Origin of the sequence: Niabella yanshanensis (assembly GCF_034424215.1) — a bacterium.
GTDB classification, from domain to species: domain Bacteria; phylum Bacteroidota; class Bacteroidia; order Chitinophagales; family Chitinophagaceae; genus Niabella; species Niabella yanshanensis.
The window spans coordinates 2,855,938-2,879,953 of record NZ_CP139960.1; the positions used below are offsets into that span (position 1 = coordinate 2,855,938).

Below are 24,016 nucleotides of genomic sequence, written 5' to 3' on the forward strand. Positions count from 1 at the left end.
AATGTAGTAATATCGCTGCCTGAATTTTGTATCAAACTAAAACTTTTGGTTAGCGAGGAAATACTGGTAGAACAATTAAAAAAGGGAGAAGAATCCGCCTTTAAACAGGTTGTAGACAGTTATCAGAACATGGTCTACAATACCTGCCTCAGTATTGTGAAAAGTGAAGAAGATGCAGAAGACCTGGCCCAGGAGGTATTTGTGCAGGTATATCAGTCCATTGGCTCTTTTAAAGGAGAATCCAAACTCTCTACCTGGCTGTATCGTATTGCTACCACCAAATCGTTGGATCACGAGCGGAAAAAGAAAAGAAAAAAGCGTTTTGGTTTTGTAAAAAGCATCTTTGGTGACGACGCTCAGGTTGAAGTAAATCCACCTGATTTTAACCATCCGGGAGTGGTACTGGATAAAAAGGAAAATGCGGCCATTTTGATGAAGGCTGTAGACAAACTTCCTGAAAATCAGAAAATTGCATTTATTTTAAATAAAATAGAGGGATTGAGTTACCTGGAAATCAGCGAGATCATGCAAACAACCGTGTCGGCTATTGAGTCGCTGCTGCACAGGGCAAAAAATAATTTAAGGAAAATATTAGAAACATAAAAAGCGTTATTTTACAAGGAAAATGAAAAAATAGCGTCAAAAAGATATGAAACAGACATGGGAAGACCTGGCAACGGGCAGGTGACTCCCGGCGAACTATAAAAACCCGTCTGCGGTATGCAGACCAAAAACATTACGGATGAAGAGATCCAACCTGGAAATAGATGAAATTTTAAACAGCCTGGATGGTATAGGGCGCGCTGAGGCAAGGCCTTATATGCACACCCGAATCATGGCCAGAATCCGGGAAGAAAATAATTTCTGGACAAAAGCCGTTGGCTTTATTGCGAGGCCCGCTGTAGCCATCGGATGTGTGTTGGTCGTATTGGCGGCTAATGCTTACACGGTAATGAATTCAGATTATTCGGAGCCCGAAGTTTCCTCTATAACTTCCACAGTAGTATCGGATGGTTTACAGAATGAAAACTATATACTGGCCGTTAACGATGTTAATCCCTAATAAATGACGCAAAGCCGATCTAATAACAAAGTCCTAGTATTTATTGTCTTTCTTCTTTTACTGACCAATATAGCTGTATTGGCCTATTTTCTTTTTTTATGTAAGAAGCCTGCAAAAAAACCAGATAACAAAGATGGATTTGCAGCAGTATTACGAAAAGAAGTTGGTTTTAACGACGAGCAGGTGGCAAAATTTAACGAATTGAAAAAAAGCCACTGGTCTGATGCCAAAGCAAAAATGGACCAGATCATACATATAAAGAATATGTTGTTTGATCTGACCAAGACGCAGGATACGGTAGATGCTACTGTGATTAAATGGGCCGATTCCATCGCCAGTTTGCAAGAACAGGTGGAAATCAACTCCTTCAGACATGTGGTGCAAACCCGGAAAATTTGCACGGCTGAACAGCAGGTGGCGTATGATTCGCTGATGAAAAGGATCATCAATAAAGGAAAGAGCCGTAAACCCGGTGAAGCTCCCCTCCCGGCGACCGATAGAAAATAGGCTCTTTGCAACTTTTGCCGGATTTTGTCCTCTTATAGGTATGGAATCTTTCAAAATGAAACCAGGCATGACCGATTTTAAGCACAGGATCAAGCGCGTTACTGCTGTATACGCCAGCCCAGAAATGCCTGTCCGGGAATTTAAAACTTTAAAAAGTTTACGGATGAAAACCAGAACAGCGTTCGTGATGCTGCTTTCACTTCTTTTAGGTTATACGCCTTTAAGCGCTCAAAACAATTCCGCTAACGATGATATCAAGGCCAAAATAAGCCTTGCTGTGGATGCTTTGGAAGAAGCTTTCAAGTTGGAAAAATCCAAAAAACAAAATTTAGAGGAGATTTTCAGCGAGTTTTACCAGGATCAGCAAAAACTTAAGAATAATATACAGAGGCCCGTCTCAGGCCTGGCCCAGGGATTGTCCAGCCAGGATTTTCAGAGTGTAAGAAAGAAAAATGAAGCTTTGATTGCCGAACGTGATAATAAATTAAAAAAAGAATTAACAGAGGATCAGTACAAAAAATGGAAAGGCGATATTGAGCCTTCTCTTCATAAAAGAAAGAAATAAACTACTGTTCAGTTACCGGAGTGTAAATATAAGCAGCTTATCCGTTCCAGCCAGGCTTTCATGATCCTGCACCAGTCCAAGTTTATTGCCATCGGCGCTCCATACCACTGCATGCAGATCTTTTTTAGAAATGGCCATTTCAATCTGGCTCAGGTCTTTTGTATTGACCAAGAAGGCGCCCATATCCTGTGTAAGATAAAACAACCATCGCCCGTCGGGGCTTAAATATCCCCTGAAATAATCAGGGTTCAACGGCCTTTTTCCCAAGAGATGCTCCTTTTTATACTTCACTAAATAATTGGTATCCTCGGCCATAAAATGTTCATCATCCAAAAACAACAGTTCCTGGCTGGCATTTACAGCAAACTTGTAATTCAGGTTAGTGAATTTACGGATGCCAAAATCGTGTAAAGTATCTTTTTCTGATAATAATAGGTGCCGGTACTCGCTGGCCATTCCACTTCCCGAATCGGCGGGGCTATAAACGATATAAGCGAGTTGATTGCGAACCAGGTAAGGCTCCCCCATCAGTTCGTACAAGCGGTATTTAATACCCGGTTGGCGAACCAGTCTTGTTCTTTTGCTGGCTAAATCTACTTCGCTAAAAGACACTGCTCCGCCATAAGGACCATTAACCCGGTCTCCCGTTTTATACACCAATTTCAAGGAATCCACAAAAAAAGGATCCAGCAAATAATTACTGGTGGGTTTGGCTACCTCTTCAATTTTCCGGGTAGATTTGTTGAATATCTTGATGGTATTACCCTTGTATGTTTCGGCATACAGTCTATCCGGCCTTTGCAAAGGGGCCAGCTGAAATGCATAAGCCAAACGGTTGTCATTGGTTGAAAACGCAGGTCCCCAGCCATAATCAACCAGCGTAAACTGCCTGTTTTTGTAATTGAGTATGCTGATTACAGGATCCAATAGCCGCGAATCAGTGCTGTTTTTAGGTAGGTAATTTGCTGTAGCGCCCACTGCAAAGGTTTTTTGCGGATTCATACTACTATCCTTGCCACTCAGGCGCCGTGCGAACGCTATTTCGGTGGTGGTTCTGCTAAAAACCGGGTTTAAGATATAATATCCTTGTTGAAACCATTCAGCAGTTGGCTCCGCCTTGGGAGGCTGTCCATGCAAAAGTTTTCCGGCAAGCAGTAACAAAGAAAAAGTCAATACACACACATGCTTCATCATTCTGATATCTGTCAATTTGTAAGTAAAACGAATTTTTGAGAATTTTATTATATCCCTAAGACAGCAGAAAGCAGCAACAGTTTGATGACTGTGCTTTTTTTAACAAATGCTTGATAGTAATAACAGTGCCCCCGGGAATTATTTCCTTTTCAGGTAATTTTCATACTCTACTGATGCCATAATGAATGTGCCAATAGCTTTTCCCTCATTTTGGGTGATCGTAACATCTTTGCCCGCCAGGTAATAATTGATAGTGCCTGTTCTTGAAGGGTCTTTTGCAGGACCCAAGCCTGCAGAAGCGCATATCTGGATAATATCGGTTTTATTCTCTTTTTCCCTGATGAAAGTTTTTAACAATCCATCATAGGCCTTTGCAGCCACCGGCAGGTATTTTTTCGAATCAAGCAATCCCAGGCGGATCCCTTTTAAATAGGCATAGGTAAATATCGCCGAGCAGGAAGCCTCCAGGTAATTAGGCTGTGTACCCACGTTGAAGGTTTTACCAGCCACTTTATCTCCTTTCCCATCGGCCCTCGTTGCAGCATTGTAAGCCAGCAACTGGTACCAGACACCGGAAGCTTTATCCTGCCTTTTGCTTAGGCCCTCAGCAACCTGGTGATATATTTTCAAAACAGCAGCATAGTCTTTATGCGTTTTGGGTAGATACTCCAGCACATCGGCCAGGGCAGCAAAGTACCAGCCCATGCCCCTCCCCCAGAATTCTTTGCTGGCGCCTAAAAAGGGAGCATTTCGGTTCGCCCAGAAAGAGTTGGCATCGGTAGGGTTAGCCGACCATGCATGATAATTTAATTGCGCTTCTGCATTATAGGTGTACTGATGAATTGTTTTAAACTGGCAGGTAATGTCATCCCAGCTTTGCTGTTGATTGGCAGCTGATGTAGTATCGCTGAAATAGTGTTGCCATTCGGCATAAATGGGAGAGCCCATATATAAACCATCCAGCCACATCTGATCGGGATAAATGGCCTTATGAAAAAATCCGCCACTACCCGGCAAACCGGGTGCTATACGCGAATGATGATATTTGAGTGTGTTGCGTATCAACGTAGCTGCAGTTCTGTAACGGTTGGCGTCTTTGGTATTACCCTTTCTCAGCTCTTCTTTGTATAAAGTGAAATAAATTCTGCCGGCAGGGTAATCATCAATATTACTGGGCCTGAGCGCCGACTTGCCTTCCGGATCCTTGATAAAAGAACCGTCTTCATCCAGGCTAAAGTCTGCAAAATCTTTCACCGCCTGGTAATAGGCGGTCTTTTCAGGATATGCCTCCCAGGCTTTTAATACGGCATTGGCTACCAGCCCCGATACATAATCCCAGCCGGTAGTGCCCAACATGTCCTGGTGATGCGTGTTGCAATAAAAATCAACCAGTCCGTGAGACTCCACCATTTTATTAGACCATGGCGTTCTATTTTGCTGGGCCTGTATACAAACAGACAGTAACAGCGACACCAACAAACAAGCAATCTTCATGACGTGAATTATTATAAATGTTTACTAAATACTTAAGAGGCTGAAACTGCAATAAGGTTGCTTCATGCTCGCCTCTCTTTTTTAACGGCCGGCCCTGTAAACGGCAACAATAAATGTACACATTACAATTTAATTATGAACTGATAACTTATGCGCCCAACCCCCTTCGTTTAACCACCGTATGTTAAATTTTCAACAGAAAGTAAAATTTAATATTAAATAATTGTTATGTTTTGTAACTTTAGAATAGTTGCTCATGAAACATTTGCTGATCATATTATCGTTTGCTTTGCTGCCTTTTTGCCTATGGGCTGGTGAGCGGAATGTTTCTTTTGATTTTTATGGAGACAGGCTTTCGTTTGTATTTAACGACCGCCAGTTTGTAAATTTTAACGAAAAGGGGTTTACAGATGCATCTATACAGGAGTTTTACGACCAGTCATTAAGAGCAGATTATAACAATGTATTTACCATGCTGGCCAATTACCGGCAGAACCAGAAAGCTGACGATTGGTTATTTTACCAGTTAGTTAGAAAAACAGCCGAACAAATAAGTCCTAAAGCAGAAAACTATTTGCGGTACACTTTATATAAGTGGTATTTTATGGTACACTCGGGATATGGTACTATGCTGAGTCAAAACAACGGCCGGCTATTGTTTTACATTCAATGTGATGAAAACATTTACAATATTCCCTATCGCTTAAAAGGTGGCAAACAGTATGTTTGTCTTAACTATCATGACTATGGAAGTAATATAGATTTCGATAAAGAACCCTTTCATCCTGTAGCACTTAATTTGCCTGCATATACAAGAATATTTTCTTACAAAATTGCGCGTTTGCCCAACTTCAGTGAAAGCGATTATGTTGATAAAAAACTGCAGTTTACCTACAATGCCAGTGAATATAATTTCAAAATAAAAATCAATCCACAGATAAAAAACCTGTTTAATAATTATCCTGCAGTTGAGTATAAGGATTTCATCAACATCCCGGTAAGTAACGCAACTTATCAATCGTTGATTCAACTTATTAAAAAGCAATTAAGAGGCTTAAATACAAAAGCCGGCATTGACTATATAATGCATTTTACCCGCTATGCATTTGCGTTTGACGCTGACACACAGAGCTATGGCAGTGAAAAACGATTATCGCCAGAACAGACGCTATTGTCGCCTTACAGCGACTGCGAAGACCGGGTTGGACTTTTCTTTTTCCTTGTGAAGGAAATTTATAACCTGCCAATGATTGTATTGGCTTACCCAAAACATGTAACCATTGCGGTAAAGTTCGACAAACCGGTGGGTAACACCATTGAATACAACGGCGCGAAATACTCTGTTTGCGAACCTACGCCGCAGCGCATGGAATTGCGTATAGGAGAACTCCTTCCTGAATTAAAAAATGCTCACTTTAAAGTTGCCTATGCCTACTCCCCCAATTAACCCCATCAACTCGCACCTGTTTTCGAGGTTTCAGGCTATAAACAAATCCACTAAGTATTACCAGCCCTATCAAATAATCGCTAATTGCTGCAATTGATCAACGCGGGCGAAGTCCTTCCAAAAATAAGGCTCGTTCGTTTGCTATTCAGGTGATGACCCTTTTTACTATAAATTATTAAGACGCGGTAACACCTGACACAACAGTTGAATGTTGTAAATATTGAACAAACCGGCAGTACCATCAATAAATCAGGTAAATGGTCCAGCAGATAAAAAAATAGCGCCTCCGGTTGAAGGCGCTATCCCATGAAACTGTCTAAGAGTTGTTCATTAAAACTTATAGCTCACACCCAGGCCAAATGCAGTGCCAGGCGTGTAAGTTTCAAAAGGCTGATCAGCAGCTTCATAAGACTTAAACACTTTTTGCATTTTGGCATTTAAAATGTTGGAAGCCTTAACATCTATAGCAAAATGATCACCTAATGTTTTGGCAAACGTAAGGTTGAGACTATTAAACGGCTTTTGATATACATCAGGAAAAAGGCTACCACCCACAATCCAAAGTACTGGTCCTTTTACATTGTAAAACAAACCAGCATCTATGCCTTTGTCGGGGTTGTTATACCCAATACCGGCATTAATTACATAAGGCGCTTGCCCGGCCATTGGACGGTAGCTTTTTAACGCTTCGCCATCTTTTTTATAGCGCTCTCTTGCCTCATATTCCACATCTGTCATATCAATCCTCGACATCACATAAGTAAAGTTTCCATTGATACTGAAGGAGCGCAGGTTTTCGGCAATAAAGTCCAGTGTTTTGCGAAACTCCACTTCACCTCCCACCAGCAAACCATCTCCCACGTTACGTGCCTGATACTCCGCACTGGTTTGTTGCTCATAAATTCTCACCATTTCTATAGGGTTGGCAAAAGTTTTGGCAAAAGCGCTTACCGAGAATATTTGTGCAGATGGCATAAATTTCTCCCAGCGAATGTCAAAGTTGTTGATATCTGTTTCAACTAATTTACCATTCCAGGTTACTTCGCCGGTAGTAGGATCATTGTAGGGCAACATACTACCGTTAAAAAATCTGTTGGTAATTGGATCGAGTATTTGCGCAAAAGACATTTCTTTAAAAGATGGTCTTGCTATAGTGCGTGCATAAGATACACGCAGGTTCTGGTTAGACCGGATGGCATAAATCAGGTTCACCGTAGGAAAAAAGTTCAGTGTATTTAATACCTTCTCGTTATCAAGGCTAATGGTGCCTTGGTTGTTTCTACCGGTATGTCTTTGCGTGTACTGCTCGGCTCTGATCCCTACAATCGTTTTAAGCTTATCAGTAACCGACATTTCGTTAGAAATATACGCTGCAGTATTCATGGCGTTTGATTGGTACTCATTGGGATTAGGCGTTCTGTTTCCTGATATCAGATAAGCACCATTTGGACTGTTTGGATACAGGTTTTCGGGATTCATTACCTGGTTAGGATCGTAGCTGATGCCACTCCAGTCTTGCGGGCTGAAAAACTGCAGATTGTACGCCAGAATTTCATACTCCCTGTTTTTATATAAGTGACCAAGGCCAAATTTCAATTTTGCCGCCTGGTTATTGAACTCATACTTTTTGGTAAGGTCAACCCTTGAAGCAATATTTACCTCGTTCAGATAACGCCAGATACGTGAGGGGTTACCACCTGCCCCTGCCGAAAACCAGGTTCTGCCCGGGTCGTAAGTAAACGCAGTTCTCCTGATATCAGGATCATTGGAAATAGAATAAGTAGGGGATATGCGCCAGTCTAATTCCCAGTCCCGGTTTTTGAACTGATGATCGCCATGCAGCAGTACATTGGTAAGCGATCGTTGGCTATATTCCAGGTTATCTGACTTGGCAATGTATCCAGACTGGCCGACTGCCTGTCCGTCATTCTGGATATCGAATTTAGCTGCTTTACTGATTCCGTTTTGTAAATGCGTAGCAGTAAGACGTATTTTACTTAGGTTGGTTTTGTAGGCAACCCCAGCCAGCAAGCCAAGCAAACTGTTACGCTCACCCAGCTGTCCCTCCTGCAAAGTTGCGTAACGCAATTCGTTTTGAGATGGTTCGAGATATTTTTGATACTCCCCGTAAATAAGGTCTCTATAGTAGGTGTAACTGTTTTTATAAGAGACTGAAAACACGTAACCCAGTTTGGGGTTCTTTTTGCCTTTTAACGAAAACTGGTTACCGGCAGAAAGTGAGAAATCATAATCAAACAGGCTGGTTGAGCGCGTACCTGCAAGAGTAGGATCAAATTGTTTTAAGAAAGCATTTACCTGGTTAGGTGCATGGCCGCTTGTAGGAGACGGTATTCTGGCCAGGCGGGCAGCATCCGGCAAGGCACGGGTACCGTCATCAAAGCCCAGGAAATCGGTACTTCCTCCTTTGTATTTAAGATAATCTGGGTTGAAATGCATTCTAGGATTTACTGAAATACCCAAAGAAGCATTTAATGTTTTACGTTGTGGAAAATCTTTGATTTCAATATTCATCGCACCACCGGTAAAGTCGGCGGGCAACTCCGCAATAAAGTTCTTGCTGATCATCATATTATCAATCAGACCAGAAGGAAAAATATCCAGTTGCAGGCTGTTTCTATCGGGGTCGAGCCCGGGAATATCCATGCCATTTAATGTGGTTTTGGAGTAACGGTCGCCAAGGCCGCGGATATATACATATTTGCCGTCTTCAACCGATACACCGGTAACCCTTTTTACAGCAGCGCCGGCGGTAGCATCACCGGCAAGGCGAATTTTGTCGGCGGAGATACCGTCCATCATAGCAGGAGAACGGCGCTTAGCCGTGTGTATAGCCGCTTCGGAGGTACGCACCTGTCTTGCAGTAACCACCACCGCTTCAAGCTGGCTGGCAGCCCTTGAAAGGCGAAGGTTATTAAGGATTGTAACATCTTTACTGCTAACCTGAACATCTTCCACAGTAAGGTTTTGGTAGGAAACATAGGAAAGCTCCAGTGTAACTTTTCCTGTATCAGCAGTTATAGAAAAACTGCCGTCGAGATCAGTAGTTGTGGTTAGTGACGTGCCGGTTATAGCAACCGTTACGCCTCTTAAAGATTCGCCGGAAACATCGTCTATAACAGTACCGCGGATAATACCTTTTTGAGCGTTAACAAAAAAGGCAGATAAAAGTAAGCATACTAAAAAAAATTGCTTGCGCATTATTGTGAAAATTTAAGTAAAAGAGGCCCGCATATTCTGTTATACGAGCCTCTGATCTATACATAAAATGAATTGGGTACTGACTTTTGGCCGGAGGCTATTAATTTAAAGCACCTGCTTTAGAAGCCCAGGTCCAGCTTAATGGTGCCGCGTTGAAAGTGTTAGCGGTACCTTTAACAATACCAGCTACAGCTACTGCTGCGCCTGCATTATTTTTTATATAATCGGTAACTACACCAGAAGGAATATCAAGGTTGATTCCTGTGTAAGTAACCACGCCGGTACCAGGAGCATTATGTCTTACCACTTGTCCTGCTTTAATGCCTGTAATAAAGATGTTTTGCAGGTTCACATAGGTGTTAGCATCTGTATTAATTAAATCTCCTGCATTTTCAGCGTTAACATAACCATTTTTAATCGTGTGAGGGTTAGTATTTGCCGGACCTTCTGGACCGTCCAGTTCAAAACAATGACCACCAGGAGTGATTACTGCAAAGTTATCTACAGTACCAGTCCATGCCTGGTCAGTATCCAGACCGTCATCGCCTGCATTCCACACCATTATATTTTTTACATTTACTGTACCGCCAAACCACTCAATTCCGTCGTCTTGGTTACCTACCACTTCAATATTTTCTATTACAGTACCAGAACCTACACCACCCAGGGTAAGGCCGTTGATTTCGTTTCCGGCACCGATTTCAGTACCACCATGACGAATAGAAATATATTTCAGCACTCCTGAGTTATCAGCAGCAACTGTACCACCATACAAACCATTTTGATCTGAGGTAGGAATCCCCTCAATTTGTACTGCTTCAGCAGAAGCAGATATAGGCGCTTTGCCCAAAATTAAAACACCACCCCACAAACCGTTTACAGTAGGAGCCAGATTAGGGCTCGCAAAGTTTCCTGCTGCTACGTCAGCAGGCTCTATTTCGTCGGCAACTGATGTAAATATAATAGGAGCGCTAGCAGTACCTTCCGCCATAATTTTGGCGCCTCTTGCAATTAACAAAGCAGTAGAGCTGGCACCCGCACCAGCCTGGCCTTTAATAATAGTACCTGGCTCGATAGTAAGGGTTGCACCACTTAACACAGTAACGCGGCCGTCCAGTTCATATACTTTATTCTTCGTCCATGTAGTATTTGTAGAAATGTTGCCTGAAACTATCGTGTTGCCTGACTCTTCCGGCTCAGGAAGTGGATCATCATCCTTGTCACAAGCAGTTAACCATACCGATAATGGTAGCAAAAAAGCGGCAATAATGCTCTTTGAAGTTTTCATTGTTACTAATTTTTAATTTTTAAAAATTTAATTGTGTTTTGGCTGTTAACCGTATTACGAGAACTTATAATAATTTCTGCAAAGGTGAATCTGCTATGTTAACAGACGATTACCGTCATGTTAACAAATCATGAATCTAATGTTACGTCAATATTAATTATGCCTATTTTTGTGAAGAACGCTCTGTTTGAGGAGGATTTGAAACAGGAAGCCCCGGGAAATATTCAAATTCAATATTAAGGAATTATTAAATCCTCTATTTTTAAGTAATAGAAACATCTAACAAGTACTTTTGCCATCAATTTAAAACAATTTGTTATGGGTCTTAACTCAATACTTAAAATTTTCACACCTGCCAGCACTGTATTTTTTGAACTTTTTGAAAAGATTTCTGAAAATGTTGCCAAATCAGGCGCTTTATTAAAACAGGTGGTTACTGAACCAGATTATGATAAACGTAATACCCTGGTTAAAGCACTGGAAGATGTGGAGCATGACAGCGATGAACTGACTCATAATGTATTTACCGAACTCAGCCGCAACTTTATCACTCCCTTCGACCGGGAGGATATTCACGCGCTGGCTGCAGCCCTTGACGATATTGTTGACTTTACTTACTCTGCCGCTAAAAAGATCAACTTTTACCGTGTTAATCCCAATGATACGGGTATACAAAAAATGGCAGAGCTGATCGAACAAGGCTCCCAACACGTTAAAACAACCGTGGGTGAGCTGAGGGATATGAAAAAGATCAGGCTGATTACAGAAGCCCTTGTAAAAATAAACAGTATCGAAAACCAGGCTGACGATGTTTTTGATATGAGCATTGAAAAACTGTTTGACAGCGATATTGACGCTAAAGAGCTGATTAAAAGAAGAGACATTTACCAGGTAATGGAATTGGTTACAGATAAATGCGAAGACGCAGGCAATGTAATTGAGTCTATTATTATTAAATACGCTTAGTTGGTTGATGGTTCATGGCCGATAGTTCATAGCTACTACAATATGAACTCAATAGGATATTATTACCATGAACCATGATCTATTAACCATGAACTAAAAATCTATGTTTACTTATCTCGTTGTCATCATAGGCCTGGCGCTTGTTTTTGATTATATTAACGGATTTCATGATGCAGCCAACTCTATCGCTACGGTTGTATCTACCAAAGTACTAACCCCGCTGCAGGCGGTTGTCTGGGCGGCGTTTTTTAATTTCCTGGCTTATTTCATTTTCGATCATGGGGTGGCCGAAACGGTGAGCCAGATTGTTTATCCCGAATTTGTTACTCTAAATGTATTATTTGCGGGTATTTTAGCAGCCATTCTCTGGAACCTGCTCACCTGGTGGCTCGGCATTCCTTCTTCTTCTTCGCATACCCTTATCGGGGGCTTCAGTGGCGCAGCCATCGCACATGCCTATCTGTCGCATACCGGCGATGGACTGGGTATCTGGGAAATAGTTAACAAAAGCAAGATTCTGCCTACCGTGGCTTTTATTATACTGGCTCCGTTACTGGGTATGATCGTTGCCTTTTTTATCTCGATTTTCTTTCTTCATTCTTTTAAAAAGAGCATTCCCATAAAGGTATTATCGGTGGCTATTATTATAGGATCTATTTACCTGTTTACAGCAGTAACGCATAGTCCTTCACACGAAATACCCAAACTGCAGACCGAAGCACTAAAGGCGGCTACCAAATATGAAGAAACAGCCTTGGTAATCAGCCCTTCCGAAACTGATATTCTAAAGAAAAGAGAGCTGGACGCTTCGAAGGGAAAGATGATGAAGAGCAAAAAAACACTGGAAAATGCGGAGAAGCTGATCAACAGTAAAAAGCCTTATTTCCTGAAATATATTTTATTCGGCCACAATATGAAATGGTTCCTGCTTACATTTATCCTGGTAAGCATCGCCACCTTCTCATTATTCCTGAGCTCGCTGAACTTTTCGAAGGCAGAGCGTTGGTTTAAAAGAATGCAGCTGTTATCATCGGCCGCATTCAGTATCGGGCACGGTGGTAACGATAGCCAAAAGGTAATGGGTATTATTATGGCGGCTTTTGTTGCCTACGACTCTTCTACCTACAGCCTTGATATAATGGTGTACTGGGTTCCTTTGGCCTGTTACACGATGATCGCTTTGGGTACCTTAAGCGGGGGCTGGAAGATCATTAAAACCATGGGCACCCGTATCACTAAAGTAACGCCTTTTGAAGGAGTTGCAGCCGAAACGGCCGGGGCCATTACCCTGTTTGCTACAGAAATGCTTAAAATCCCCGTTAGTACCACCCATACTATTACCGGTTCTATTATTGGAGTGGGCGCTACCAAGCGTTTATCTGCTGTAAGATGGGGCGTAACGGTAAACCTGATCTGGGCGTGGGTGTTAACCATTCCTATCAGCGCTATACTGGCCGGGCTGGTTTATTTTATTGTACGGATGTTTTAGCAATTAAACTTCTCATTGATTATTCAATAAAAAACGCTCACCTTTGCGCCGGCTCAAGCGCAAAGGTGTTTTTGTTTTCAGCTGGTTGCCGCCATTAGCAGGATACCACCCCACTCAGGAAAGGTTCGGGCTAATTTCAGACTTCAGCTGCACTACATTAATACCGCGAGGCTTGCCGCTACTATTATCTACATAAAACATACATCCATATGGCAAAAATTTTAGTGACCGGAGGTTGCGGTTACATTGGCTCCCACACCGTAGTAGATCTTATTCAAAATGGCTACGAGGTTATTACAATCGACAATAACAGCCGCTCGAACCCCGAGGTCTTAAAAGGAGTGGAAACCATCACGGGTAAGGCGGTAAAAAATTACAAGGTAGATCTGTGCAGCTATGATGATACCTATGCCGTTTTCCAGGAAAACACCGATATCGCAGGCATTATACATTTTGCAGCTTACAAGGCGGTAGGTGAATCTGTAGAGCAGCCATTGATGTATTATGAAAACAATCTCAATTCCCTTCTGAATATTTTGAAATGTGTGCGGGAATTTAAAGTTCCTCACCTGGTTTTTTCTTCTTCCTGTACGGTTTATGGCAACCCGGACACGATACCCGTTACGGAGCAAACTCCCGGTAAACCGGCAGAGAGCCCTTACGGCGCCACCAAGCAAATGGGTGAGCAAATACTGGTGGATTTTGCCAAAGTGGTGGCCAATACCACCATTATCTCACTAAGATATTTCAACCCGGTAGGCGCTCATCCGTCTAATGAAATCGGCGAGCTGCCTATTGGCCGTCCGCAGAATTTATTCCCGGCCATTACGCAAACTGCCATTGGTAAATTGCCTAAAATGACGGTTCACGGGGCTGATTATGATACCCGCGATGGCAGCTGCCTGCGCGATTTTATACATGTAAGCGATATTGCTCATGCCCACACGCTGGCCATTCAGTTTGCAGAACATAAGAAGAATGCGTCTAACTACGAAATATTCAACCTGGGTACCGGAAACGGTGTAACTGTATTAGAGGCTATTAATGCTTTTGAAAGGGTGAGTGGGGAAAAGCTGAATTACGAGATAGGCCCGCGTCGTGCAGGCGATGTTATTGCGATTTACGCTAATAACGACCATGCGGTGAAAAGCCTTGGCTGGGATATACAATACGGACTGAATGATATGATGTCTACTGCATGGGCCTGGGAGAAAAAGCTCCATGCCCGGGACAGTGTTTCTCAGAATTAGCAGATAACTATAATAGCCGAAAATAAAAGCCATGTAATTAAGATGTATCTTTTACATGGCTTTTGAGTTGTGGAAAGAGCGATATTATTAATTTTCACAAAAGTTTTATTAAACTTGACCGAGTTTTAACGATTTTGTGTTCTTCCACTCCACAATATGGAGGTTCAAACAAATAGAATGGCAATTATTGCTCCACTCTATTACAAACACAACAAACTGAATGAAAGTATTATTGATAGAAGATGAGCCAAGCGTAGCCAGTGTCATTAACAAAAGCCTTAGTGAAAGTGGGTACAGCCTTTCAATTGCGCCAGACGGAAATACAGGGCTCGACTTTGCGCTAACGAACGATTTTGATGTAATTGTCCTGGATATAATGCTACCGGGGATTAACGGAATGCAGCTTTGCAAAACAATCAGAGACCATAAAATTGACACCCCTATTCTCTTTCTGACGGCATTAGGCACTACTGAAAATATTGTAGCGGGTCTTAATGCCGGCGCTGACGATTACCTGGTAAAGCCATTTAAGTTTGTGGAACTGGAAGCGCGTATAAGAACCCTGGCCAGGAGAAGAGGCGCCCCTATTGATCAGGAGGAAACCTTCAGAGCCGGTGATCTTTATGTAAACCGCTCTTCTAAAATTGTTAAGTTGAAAGATGAACCGGTTAGCCTTACGGCTACCGAGTTCAGGCTACTGGAGTTTTTGGTAAGAAACACCAATAAAGTGGTATCGCGTATTGAGATACTGGAGCACGTATGGGGTATCAACTTTAATATGGGCACTAATGTGGTTGATGTTTATATTAACTACCTGCGCAAGAAAATAGATACAGATCCGGCCAATAAACTCATTCAAACCGTAATTGGTATGGGTTATATGTTTAAAGTGTAGCAATATGACGATACAGTCAAAAACTACCATATTATTTACTTTATTAACGGCAACGGTTTTTACCATCCTGTCAATCGTTGTTTATTATTTCTCGAACAAATTTGCCTATGCCGATTTTTATAAAAGGCTGGAGCTAAGGGTACATATTGCCTCCAAATTCAGGTTCGAGCAAGACCATAACACCACCGAATCTTTTAAAGTAATACAGCGGCAGTTTTTAGAGCGGTTACCGGAAGAAAAGTCGTATATCGTTCCGTTATCCGCTGCAGGTGTTCCCCAACCTCCTTTCCCTCCTAATGTCCCGGAGTCGTATTTGTCTAATATTAAAAAAGCCAAAGGCGAAACGATATTCTATCAGCACCGTCTGGACCACTATGCCGGGATTTTTTACAAGGACGAAACCGGCGATTTCCTGGTCATTGAATCGGCAGAAAATATTTATGGTGGAGAGATCATCAGGCAGCTCGGCTATATTTTATTAATTACCCTGATTGCTTCTGTTATTATCATATACAGCGTAGGTCTTTATTTCTCCAAAAGAGCATTCCGACCTTTTCGTTATATAACAGAAAGGGTTAAATCCATTAGTGAGGGCAACCTTCATTTGCGGTTAAAGCAGCAACCAGGCAATGACGAAATTGCGGCCCTGGTAGACACTTTTAACAACATGCTGGATAGACTGTCTACGGCTTTCGAGGCCCAAAACAATTTTGTAAGCCATGCATCGCACGAGTTTCGTACGCCGCTCACTACCATTATAGCTGAAGCTGATTATGCGCTGTCGCGCGAGCGCAATCCGGAAGACTATCAGCAAAGCCTTTCGAACATTGTACAGCAATCGGAGAAGCTGCAACGACTGACCAAAGGGTTGCTGGCGCTTGCGCAATCGGGCTTTGACGGCAAAACGCAGCGATGGGAAAAGATAAGGCTGGACGAGCTTATCTTCCGCATTAAAGAAAACGTAACAGATGTAGAACCTGAAAACAAAGTGCGGATCAAGCTGCCAGACCTCCCCGAACACGAAGACGATATTAGTGTTTATGGCAACGAAGAGCTGCTCAAAGTAGCGCTGGATAATATTGTGTTGAATGGTTGCAAATACTCGGGTAATGCGCCTGTAACGGTTGAGCTACAGCTGGATAAAACGCAAGCCATCATTATTGTAACGGATAAGGGAATCGGTATCCCCACCAACGAGGTTAAATATATCTATGACCCGTTTTTTAGGGCTTCCAATACTTCCCGATTTGAAGGATATGGAATCGGCATGCCTTTAACGCGTAATATTATGCGCATGCACAGGGGTAGCATAGAAGTAATATCAGCTGAAAACCAGGGCACTACAATAAAGGTTTTTTTACCATTGGCTTCACGCAGGGGGCTTTCATTAAAACAGGATTAGAATTGTTGACCTTTTTTAATCCCACTCTAATTTAATTCTAACTGCAATCTAACTTCAATCTTAAGACCTTTTAATACCGAGACCGCAGTTTTGCTATAACAAAAAACAGCAAACTATGGTTAATATTTTAGTTCCAACCGATTTTTCCCAGGCATCTTTTCGCCTGGCAGAACAAGCCGTTAAGTCTTTAAAGAAAGAAGTAAATATTATTTTATTCCATATTTATGAAATGCCTTCCGGCATTAATGACCTCATACGCCCTGAGCCTCCTTATGCACAAATGATCAATGATACATTCAGGCAAAACTGCAAGTACCTGAAGTATAAATATCCTGATCTGATCAATAAAATCTGCTTTAAATATCTTACCGGAAACACACAATCTGTGTTCAATCATTTTACCGATGCCAACGATATAGATATGATCGTTTGTCCTGAAGATTATGTATTTACAAAGACAAACAGAGCCAGCCTGGACCCTGTCCCGTTTTTCAAAAAGAGCAAAATAGCATTACTGAAAGACTTTGCTAAAAGTAAAGTGGCAGAACCCCTGGAAGCAACAGAAGGTGTACAACTGGAAACGGCACAAGTAGCCTTGGCAAGTGCCTGATACTACCGGTTCAAATGGGGGAAGTAAATCATACAGGATAAAAATATCGCGATGTTATTGAAGAAAAATATACCGTTTAAATACGTGTTCGGGAAGATCAAGTATGAAATTATTGCGATAGCTGTTTATGCTACTATCATCGCAATACTTTACAATTACTCCCATATAACAAGAATCACTATCCCTTTAGCCATACCGGCAATACTGGGAACTGTAATTTCTTTATTACTGGGTTTCAGAAGCAACCAGGCTTATGACCGCTGGTGGGAAGCCCGCCATATATGGGGGGCTATTGTGAACGACTCCCGTAGCCTCTCGCGCCAGGTGATGAGTTTTACTTATAATAATTACCACAGTGAAGACGTAGAAACTTTCAGGCAGCGTGTAATTCGTCGCCAGATTGGATGGTGTTATGCTTTGGGACGTCATTTAAGAAAACAGGATGCGCTCAAAGGGCTCGATAAGTATATCAGCCCTGATGAATTGGACGCTCTTCAAGATATCGAAAATATACCCAGCGCTTTGCTCGATAATATGGGATCAGATCTTCACCTGGCATTGGACAAGGGTTGGATCAACAGCTACCAGCAGGTAGAGCTGGACCGTACTTTATCAAAACTCACCGATTCGATGGGAAAATGTGAGCGTATTAAAAATACCGTATTCCCACACACCTACAGCCTTTACATACATATTGCCCTGATGCTTTTTATAGCATTGCTGCCCTTTGGAGTGATAGAATATTTTGGTTATGTAGAAGTGCCATTGGTGGTAGCTATTTCAGCCAGCTTTCTGCTGATTGAAAAAATGGCGATACACCTGCAGGATCCGTTTGAGAATAAACCTACTGATACGCCGATGACCACTATTGCCGGGAGTATTGAAAAGAACCTGATGCAGCTATATGCTAAAAGTACAGCTGATAAAAAATATAAAAAGAAATTGCCTGTTGCAGATGCCGTTGTTAGCCCTCTGATTAACCCTAAACCCGCGGAAGAGCCTGAGTATGCTGAAGTAGCTTCTGCGAACAAAGCCTATTTTATATTGTAGCCGGATAGCGTTAACACAACGCAAAAAGCGGGGCGCTAGCCTCGCTTTTCTTTTAAAATATACTCCATCTCCCTGTACTATACAAAAAAAGCATCGTGTTTGTAGCTTCAGAGTCAGTTTCCCAAGTCTTTCCGCTTTAAACCCGATGCTTTAAATAGCTTTAGCACTGTCATGTAGAGTAGATATCGATTGATTTAAGTAAGCATATCGCTATGCGAAGTTAAAACACCATCAACCCACAGAACAATTGGCAAGGCTTCCGCTAAATGTTTGCTTCGGCATTTACTGAATTTCGTATTTCTTCATCGAAACACATGGTATTGCTACCTTTTGTTGTTCCACTGTTGATATACGCTCCCGGTACAGCTTTAGCATTTACAGCTTCATACATCTACTTTTGTATGCCTGACGACAACCGCATATAAAGACAAAATTTGTGTTTACATCCAAATTGAAGTTTTGCGATACATTTGTCAAAGAATCTGCTGCAATCACAATTGTAACTTAGTGTTTCTTTGAAATAGTAATTTATCAACTGTGCATTATGAAGATACGACGCGCACAATACGGTTTCAAAATTTTTGTCCCCTTATATACGCACCTGTTGTAAACAGGTTTATGCACATTTGTCAAGCACACAATGCACATTACCCGCGGCTTTATAAAGGAAAATGTCTTTGAGTGAATAGTTTTTAACATCAATAGCGTCTAAAAATCAAAATCAGTTTAAAAAAAACTCAAAATATGTATTTATACCTTGTGAAAAGAAGTCTGCTCCTGGCTGTTTTAGGGGCAGCAACTGTAGCCGCCAGCGCACAGCTGGGGCAAAAGGGTTTTATCGACAGGGCCAATATGGACCTGTCGGTACATCCCGGTGATGACTTTTCTACTTATGCCAATGGGAACTGGGTCAGGAATAATCCCATTCCGCCAAAGGAAACGCGCTGGGGAAGCTTCAATCAGCTACGTGACTTTAACATCAATGCTATTAAAACGATCCTGGAAAAAGCGGCTGCAGACAAGGATGCCGCTGCCGGCTCCATTACCAGACGGGTAGGCGATTTTTATGCAGCGGGTATGGACAGCGCCGCCATTGAAAAGCTGGGTTACGCTCCCATACAAAAAGACCTGGCACGTATTGCTGCCATTAAGGACCTGGCAGGCGTATTGAAAGAAATGAACTACCTGCGCTCCAATGGCATTGCGTCACCTTTGTACGGCTTTTTTATAGGCCAGGATCGCAAGAATGTTGAAAATATGATCCCTCAACTTTCACAGGGGGGTATTGGGCTCTCCGACAGGGATTACTACCTGAAAGAGGATACCCGCTCCCGGGACATAAGGGCGGCCTATTCGAGATTTATCGTGCAGCTATTTACCTTAACCGGTACATCGGCAACAAAAGCGGAGGAAAATGCGAAGGCGATCTTTAGTATAGAGAAACAGTTGGCAAACGCACAACTGGGCCGCGTAGAAATGCGTGACGCCTATCGTACCTATAATAAATTCAGCCTGGCCGATCTCAGCCGCAAAACACCACTGCTTCAATGGCAGCAAATATTGCCCGCACTAAAAGTTACAGGACAGGATTCTATACTGGTTAACAACCCTGCATTTTTTATTACTGCAGATTCTTTACTACAAACGGTTCCGATAGCTGACTGGAAGACCTACCTGCAGTGGTATGTGCTGCGTGGAGCCGCTCCCTATCTGAGCAGCACGTTCGTAAACGCTAATTTCGCTTTTAACCAGGTTATTACGGGACAAAAAGCGCCTACACCGAGGTGGCAACGCATATCCTCCTTAACGGACGGGAATATTGGGGAACTGCTGGGACAATTATATGTGAAAGATTATTTCAAACCTGCTGCAAAAGCAAGGATGGAGGAGCTCGTAAGCAATCTTAGAAAAGCTTATGCCCATCGAATACAACAACTGGACTGGATGAGCGCTGCGACCAAACAAAAGGCATTGGCGAAACTGGCGGCGTTCCGGCCGAAGATAGCCTATCCCGACAAATGGCAAACCTACGATGGCCTGGCTATTAACCGCACTAGCTTTTTTGAAAATATAAGAAACGCTGGCGCGTGGGGATATAATTACATGGTTAACCGGCTGGGCAAACCAGTGGATAGAGAAAGGTGGGGAATGACACCGGCCACCGTTAACGCTTATTATAGTGCTACATTAAATGAGATTGTTTTCCCGGCGGGTATTTTGCAGTTTCCATTCTTTGACCCGAATGCGGATGATGCGATTAACTACGGAGGTATCGGTGCCGTAATCGGTCACGAAATGTCGCACGGATTTGATGACAATGGTAGCAAATATGATGCAGATGGTACTCTTAGAAACTGGTGGACAGATGAGGACCGTAAGAAATTTGATAGGAAGGCAGATGCTCTTGCCAGGCAATTTGATGCCTATACGGTATTAGATACGTTGCATGTAAATGGTAAGCTGACCTTAGGAGAAAACATCGGGGACCTGGGAGGATTAAACGTGGCCTACGAAGCTTTTAAGATGACGAAGCAAGGCCAAAGCAATGAAAAGATTGGCGGGTTTACTCCTGATCAGCGCTTTTTTCTTTCCTGGGCACAGGTTTGGCGCACCAATACCCTGCCGCAAACAGCGGCTCAGTTACTTAAAACAGATACCCATTCTCCCGGGCAATACCGGGCCATTGGCCCGCTGGTGAATATGGATGCCTGGTATAAAGCTTTTAATGTGAAAGAAAATAACCAGTTATACAAAAAGCCTGAGGAACGTATCCGTATCTGGTAATGCATTATTCTTATCAGCAAAACGAAGAAAGCCGCGGAATGCGGCTTTCTATTATAAACATCTATCGATTTAATCAGCCCTGTAGGCGGTTATCACCTTCGAGGTGGATTTCTTTCCATCTTTATCTACCTGCACGATCCTTACAAACAACTTACTGTCTCCGCTTACATCAACCTGGTCGCCGCTTTTGCTACAGGAGGCAAAAGCCAGTCCGGCACCTACTATCATTACTACGGACAATAACGCTTTATTTCTCTTTTTTGCCAGCAATAGCCCAAAAGCCAGGGAAAATAAGGAGATCCCCATTGCAGCTACCGGCATATCAACCGATTTCGAGAAATGGTAATCGATGGTTCTGTCAGAATTACCGTTAACCGCCTTAGAGTTAACCGTTCCAATGCTTGTAAAACTTTCGCCATCTGCCGAAACCTCAATTTCGAAACGAGCATTGTTGGTTTCTGATAAAGTGCTCCAGTTCAACATTAAAGAGCCGTTTGCAACTTTTGCAGCAATACTGCCATACACTACAGGCAGGATCGTGGACGCAGGAAAATAGCCGGTTGCCAGGTCTGCAATATCCCTTGCATTCGCATCGCTGACAGGTATTCCGGATACTACAAACTCGTCATTTGAGCGCGTTAATAAATAAACGCCGCCCTGGCTTGGATCGGCATCATCCTGTACAGCGATATAAAAATTACCGGTTGAGCTCACTGCCAGTCCTACAACATACTCACGGAAATTCCCCCCCTCAGGACTTACTACCGCGTATTTTGTTACAAGATTAGTTTCACCATCGGATGTTGAAGATATAGCACTTTGCGGCGCAAAATAAATAACCGCATCGCTTCCCACCTCATCTTCGTTTATCAAAACGTAAAGGTTTCCGCTGCCGTCAAAAGCGATGTCGCCATTACGCAGATTGGTGCCGGCGGGAGAAGTATTATTTAAAGTAAAGGTACCACGCAATTCAAAATTTTCTACTGTACCCTGCCCTGACTCAGTATCTATACCAGGTTGAAACCTGGCTAAGGATATATTACCGCTTTCATCAGAATAAGTCAGGTATATCCAGCCGTCGGGAGCGGCTGCCATCGTTCTGCATATTGCAGTGGCAGTTGTCGTGCCATTAATATCATCATTGAACACCTCCTGTGATGAAGGCGCGGAACTTGGATTGGCCGCAATTGAATATATCTGAATCACTCCCCCGTTATTTACGTTGCTCTCCGTGTAAGGAATGTAATACAAATAACCGTTGTTGGCTAAAGCCATTGCAGCACTTAGGGTTGTGCCATCGCCCGTGGCATAAGATGTGGCGGTGCCCCCGGTACCATTGTCAGGGTCAACACCTGTAATTTGCCTGATACCGGGCGAGGTGTAGTTACTTACCGTATAGATTATATCTTGCCCACTACCTACGTAAGTACATAAGATAAAACTAAAAAAAGCTAAATATTTTTTCATAAGACGAAAATTTTAAAATGAAGGAATAGATTAGAATTTTTATTTATTTAAAAGTATAAAGAGACATGCGGCGCCAATACCGCTCCAGCGGGCCATAGCGGTTTTGGGCGAGCCAGTATTTTGAAAATAGAATTTGTACAACGGTAACGATCATGAACAGCAACACTATCGAGCTATTTGACAAATAGGCTGCCCCGTTGAGCGCAAAGGGCGCAAATATAACGCCCCCAATTATTGATTGGGAAATGTAATGGGTGAGGCTCATACGCCCATAAAGCGACAAGGGCGCAAAATAGCGGGAAGGTACCCGGTTATAAATAAATATAATTAATATAATATAAATAAACGCAAAAGACAAGCCTCTCCATTTATCAATAATCAGTACCAGTTCTTTAGGAACTTGGGCTCCTGCTGCAAATTTTTCGAATGTCCTGATGGCTATAATTACCAAAACCGGGATAAGCAGGTAGCGCAAAGGCCGTTTTGTTTTATCTATAAACTGCGCAAACCGGTTTGTTTGGGCCAGGTAATACCCCAGCAATATCAGCCCGATTGTCTGGCACACCCTACCCACTTCAAGCGCCCATAATAAATTCCCAAACTGTCCCTTGGTTAGGTTGACCCATATAATGCTCAGCAGGTTTCCATTGGCGATGGTTTCATATACCTCCCTTATAAGTGCCGGATAATTTGAACCGGTAATTTGAACCGGACCACCGATAAGATTAATGAATACCTGCATCCAGAGTAAGGGCTGCAGCAGGAAAAAAACCACCAGGTAAGGCACCCATTTCAGAGGAAGCTTCACCAGCAATAATACAAGCATGCCAACCATCACATATAGCCCAAGAATATCGCCGCAGGGGAAAAAAATCGCGTTCAGGCATGCAAACGGGATAAGTCCCAGCAGCCTTTTGTACGAGCGCAGGGGTGACTGCCCCCTACTTGACTGGCTCACCAGGAACATGGAAAAACCAAAAAGCAAGGCAAAAATAGGATATGTTTTATCGATCAGAAAATGATAGTCCACGTATTCAACGAATCTGTCAAATCCTGATAAAAAAAAGTCGTTCGAACGGGTTCCGTTGCTATAATCAAATCTTGAGATAAAATGCCTGAGGCAAATTCCCAGCAAGGCAAAACCGCGTAGTACATCTATGACTTCAATCCTATTGGCTATATTTGTTTCAGAATGTTGCATTTAAATAGAGGGGCTATAGATAAGTTGCTAACCAGACTGCTAATGTAGGTCATTTAAAAAGAGCGTTTTGGTGTTTTTTAGATGAAATAGCTGATTTTATCGATGAATACCCTCATTTTTTAGTT

19 protein-coding genes are annotated in these 24,016 nt (G+C 42.5%); 13 read left to right on the forward strand and 6 right to left on the reverse strand.

What is annotated here, in order from left to right:
- Positions 1 to 45 precede the first annotated feature (45 nt).
- From U0035_RS11870 to U0035_RS11885, 4 genes are all read left to right on the forward strand, one after another.
- Positions 46 to 603 (forward strand): RNA polymerase sigma factor, encoded by a 558-nt coding sequence (locus U0035_RS11870; protein WP_114790010.1) that lies wholly within the window; start codon positions 46 to 48, stop codon positions 601 to 603.
- 139 nt (positions 604 to 742) lie between these two features.
- Entirely contained in the window at positions 743 to 1,063 is a 321-nt protein-coding gene (locus tag U0035_RS11875) for a hypothetical protein (protein ID WP_114790011.1), read from the forward strand.
- Positions 1,064 to 1,066: 3 nt separating this feature from the next.
- Positions 1,067 to 1,570 (forward strand): Spy/CpxP family protein refolding chaperone, encoded by a 504-nt coding sequence (locus U0035_RS11880; RefSeq protein WP_114790012.1) that lies wholly within the window; start codon positions 1,067 to 1,069, stop codon positions 1,568 to 1,570.
- 163 nt (positions 1,571 to 1,733) lie between these two features.
- A complete protein-coding gene (locus U0035_RS11885; protein ID WP_114790466.1) occupies positions 1,734 to 2,135 on the forward strand; it encodes a hypothetical protein in 402 nt (133 codons plus the stop codon).
- 12 nt (positions 2,136 to 2,147) lie between these two features.
- Here U0035_RS11885 and U0035_RS11890 read toward each other — a convergent pair whose 3' ends face one another.
- Complete coding sequence (locus U0035_RS11890; protein ID WP_114790013.1) at positions 2,148 to 3,329, reverse strand: hypothetical protein; 1,182 nt, start codon at positions 3,327 to 3,329, stop codon at positions 2,148 to 2,150.
- Between the two features lie 138 nt (positions 3,330 to 3,467).
- Positions 3,468 to 4,823: a glycoside hydrolase family 88/105 protein gene (locus tag U0035_RS11895; RefSeq protein WP_211316366.1), complete on the reverse strand. Its 1,356-nt coding sequence runs from the start codon at positions 4,821 to 4,823 to the stop codon at positions 3,468 to 3,470.
- 256 nt (positions 4,824 to 5,079) lie between these two features.
- On the opposite strand from U0035_RS11895, the gene U0035_RS11900 reads away from it, so the two are divergent.
- Positions 5,080 to 6,270 carry a hypothetical protein gene (locus tag U0035_RS11900; RefSeq protein ID WP_245957652.1) on the forward strand — a complete coding sequence of 397 codons (1,191 nt, stop codon included), beginning with the start codon at positions 5,080 to 5,082 and terminating at the stop codon, positions 6,268 to 6,270.
- 330 nt (positions 6,271 to 6,600) lie between these two features.
- Here U0035_RS11900 and U0035_RS11905 read toward each other — a convergent pair whose 3' ends face one another.
- The gene (locus U0035_RS11905) at positions 6,601 to 9,489 is read right to left on the reverse strand and encodes a TonB-dependent receptor domain-containing protein (RefSeq protein ID WP_114790015.1); all 2,889 of its coding nucleotides are present in this window, start codon (positions 9,487 to 9,489) and stop codon (positions 6,601 to 6,603) included.
- A gap of 100 nt (positions 9,490 to 9,589) precedes the next feature.
- The gene (locus U0035_RS11910; RefSeq protein ID WP_211316367.1) at positions 9,590 to 10,777 is read right to left on the reverse strand and encodes a beta-helix domain-containing protein; all 1,188 of its coding nucleotides are present in this window, start codon (positions 10,775 to 10,777) and stop codon (positions 9,590 to 9,592) included.
- Positions 10,778 to 11,095: 318 nt separating this feature from the next.
- Here U0035_RS11910 and U0035_RS11915 point away from each other — a divergent pair, with 318 nt between their 5' ends.
- The 8 genes from U0035_RS11915 to U0035_RS11950 all read left to right on the forward strand — a co-directional run bounded on the left by U0035_RS11915 (position 11,096) and on the right by U0035_RS11950 (position 21,223).
- Positions 11,096 to 11,743, forward strand: a complete 648-nt coding sequence (locus tag U0035_RS11915; RefSeq protein WP_114790016.1) for a DUF47 domain-containing protein — start codon at positions 11,096 to 11,098, stop codon at positions 11,741 to 11,743.
- Between the two features lie 103 nt (positions 11,744 to 11,846).
- Positions 11,847 to 13,232: an inorganic phosphate transporter gene (locus tag U0035_RS11920; protein WP_114790017.1), complete on the forward strand. Its 1,386-nt coding sequence runs from the start codon at positions 11,847 to 11,849 to the stop codon at positions 13,230 to 13,232.
- Between the two features lie 209 nt (positions 13,233 to 13,441).
- Positions 13,442 to 14,482, forward strand: coding sequence for a UDP-glucose 4-epimerase GalE (gene galE / locus U0035_RS11925; RefSeq protein ID WP_114790018.1), 1,041 nt, complete (start codon positions 13,442 to 13,444; stop codon positions 14,480 to 14,482).
- Positions 14,483 to 14,702: 220 nt separating this feature from the next.
- Complete coding sequence (locus tag U0035_RS11930) at positions 14,703 to 15,377, forward strand: response regulator transcription factor (protein ID WP_114790019.1); 675 nt, start codon at positions 14,703 to 14,705, stop codon at positions 15,375 to 15,377.
- Positions 15,378 to 15,381: 4 nt separating this feature from the next.
- Positions 15,382 to 16,779, forward strand: a complete 1,398-nt coding sequence (locus U0035_RS11935; protein WP_114790020.1) for a HAMP domain-containing sensor histidine kinase — start codon at positions 15,382 to 15,384, stop codon at positions 16,777 to 16,779.
- A 115-nt stretch (positions 16,780 to 16,894) separates the two neighbouring features.
- Positions 16,895 to 17,389 (forward strand): universal stress protein, encoded by a 495-nt coding sequence (locus U0035_RS11940; protein WP_114790021.1) that lies wholly within the window; start codon positions 16,895 to 16,897, stop codon positions 17,387 to 17,389.
- 51 nt (positions 17,390 to 17,440) lie between these two features.
- The gene (locus U0035_RS11945) at positions 17,441 to 18,439 is read left to right on the forward strand and encodes a bestrophin family protein (RefSeq protein ID WP_114790022.1); all 999 of its coding nucleotides are present in this window, start codon (positions 17,441 to 17,443) and stop codon (positions 18,437 to 18,439) included.
- Between the two features lie 744 nt (positions 18,440 to 19,183).
- Positions 19,184 to 21,223: a M13 family metallopeptidase gene (locus tag U0035_RS11950; RefSeq protein ID WP_211316368.1), complete on the forward strand. Its 2,040-nt coding sequence runs from the start codon at positions 19,184 to 19,186 to the stop codon at positions 21,221 to 21,223.
- A 69-nt stretch (positions 21,224 to 21,292) separates the two neighbouring features.
- On the opposite strand, the gene U0035_RS11955 is transcribed toward U0035_RS11950, so the two are convergent.
- Both U0035_RS11955 and U0035_RS11960 read right to left on the reverse strand, forming a co-directional pair.
- Positions 21,293 to 22,690, reverse strand: coding sequence for a hypothetical protein (locus U0035_RS11955; RefSeq protein WP_114790023.1), 1,398 nt, complete (start codon positions 22,688 to 22,690; stop codon positions 21,293 to 21,295).
- Positions 22,691 to 22,733: 43 nt separating this feature from the next.
- Positions 22,734 to 23,891, reverse strand: a complete 1,158-nt coding sequence (locus U0035_RS11960) for a DUF418 domain-containing protein (protein WP_114790024.1) — start codon at positions 23,889 to 23,891, stop codon at positions 22,734 to 22,736.
- Positions 23,892 to 24,016 lie beyond the last annotated feature (125 nt).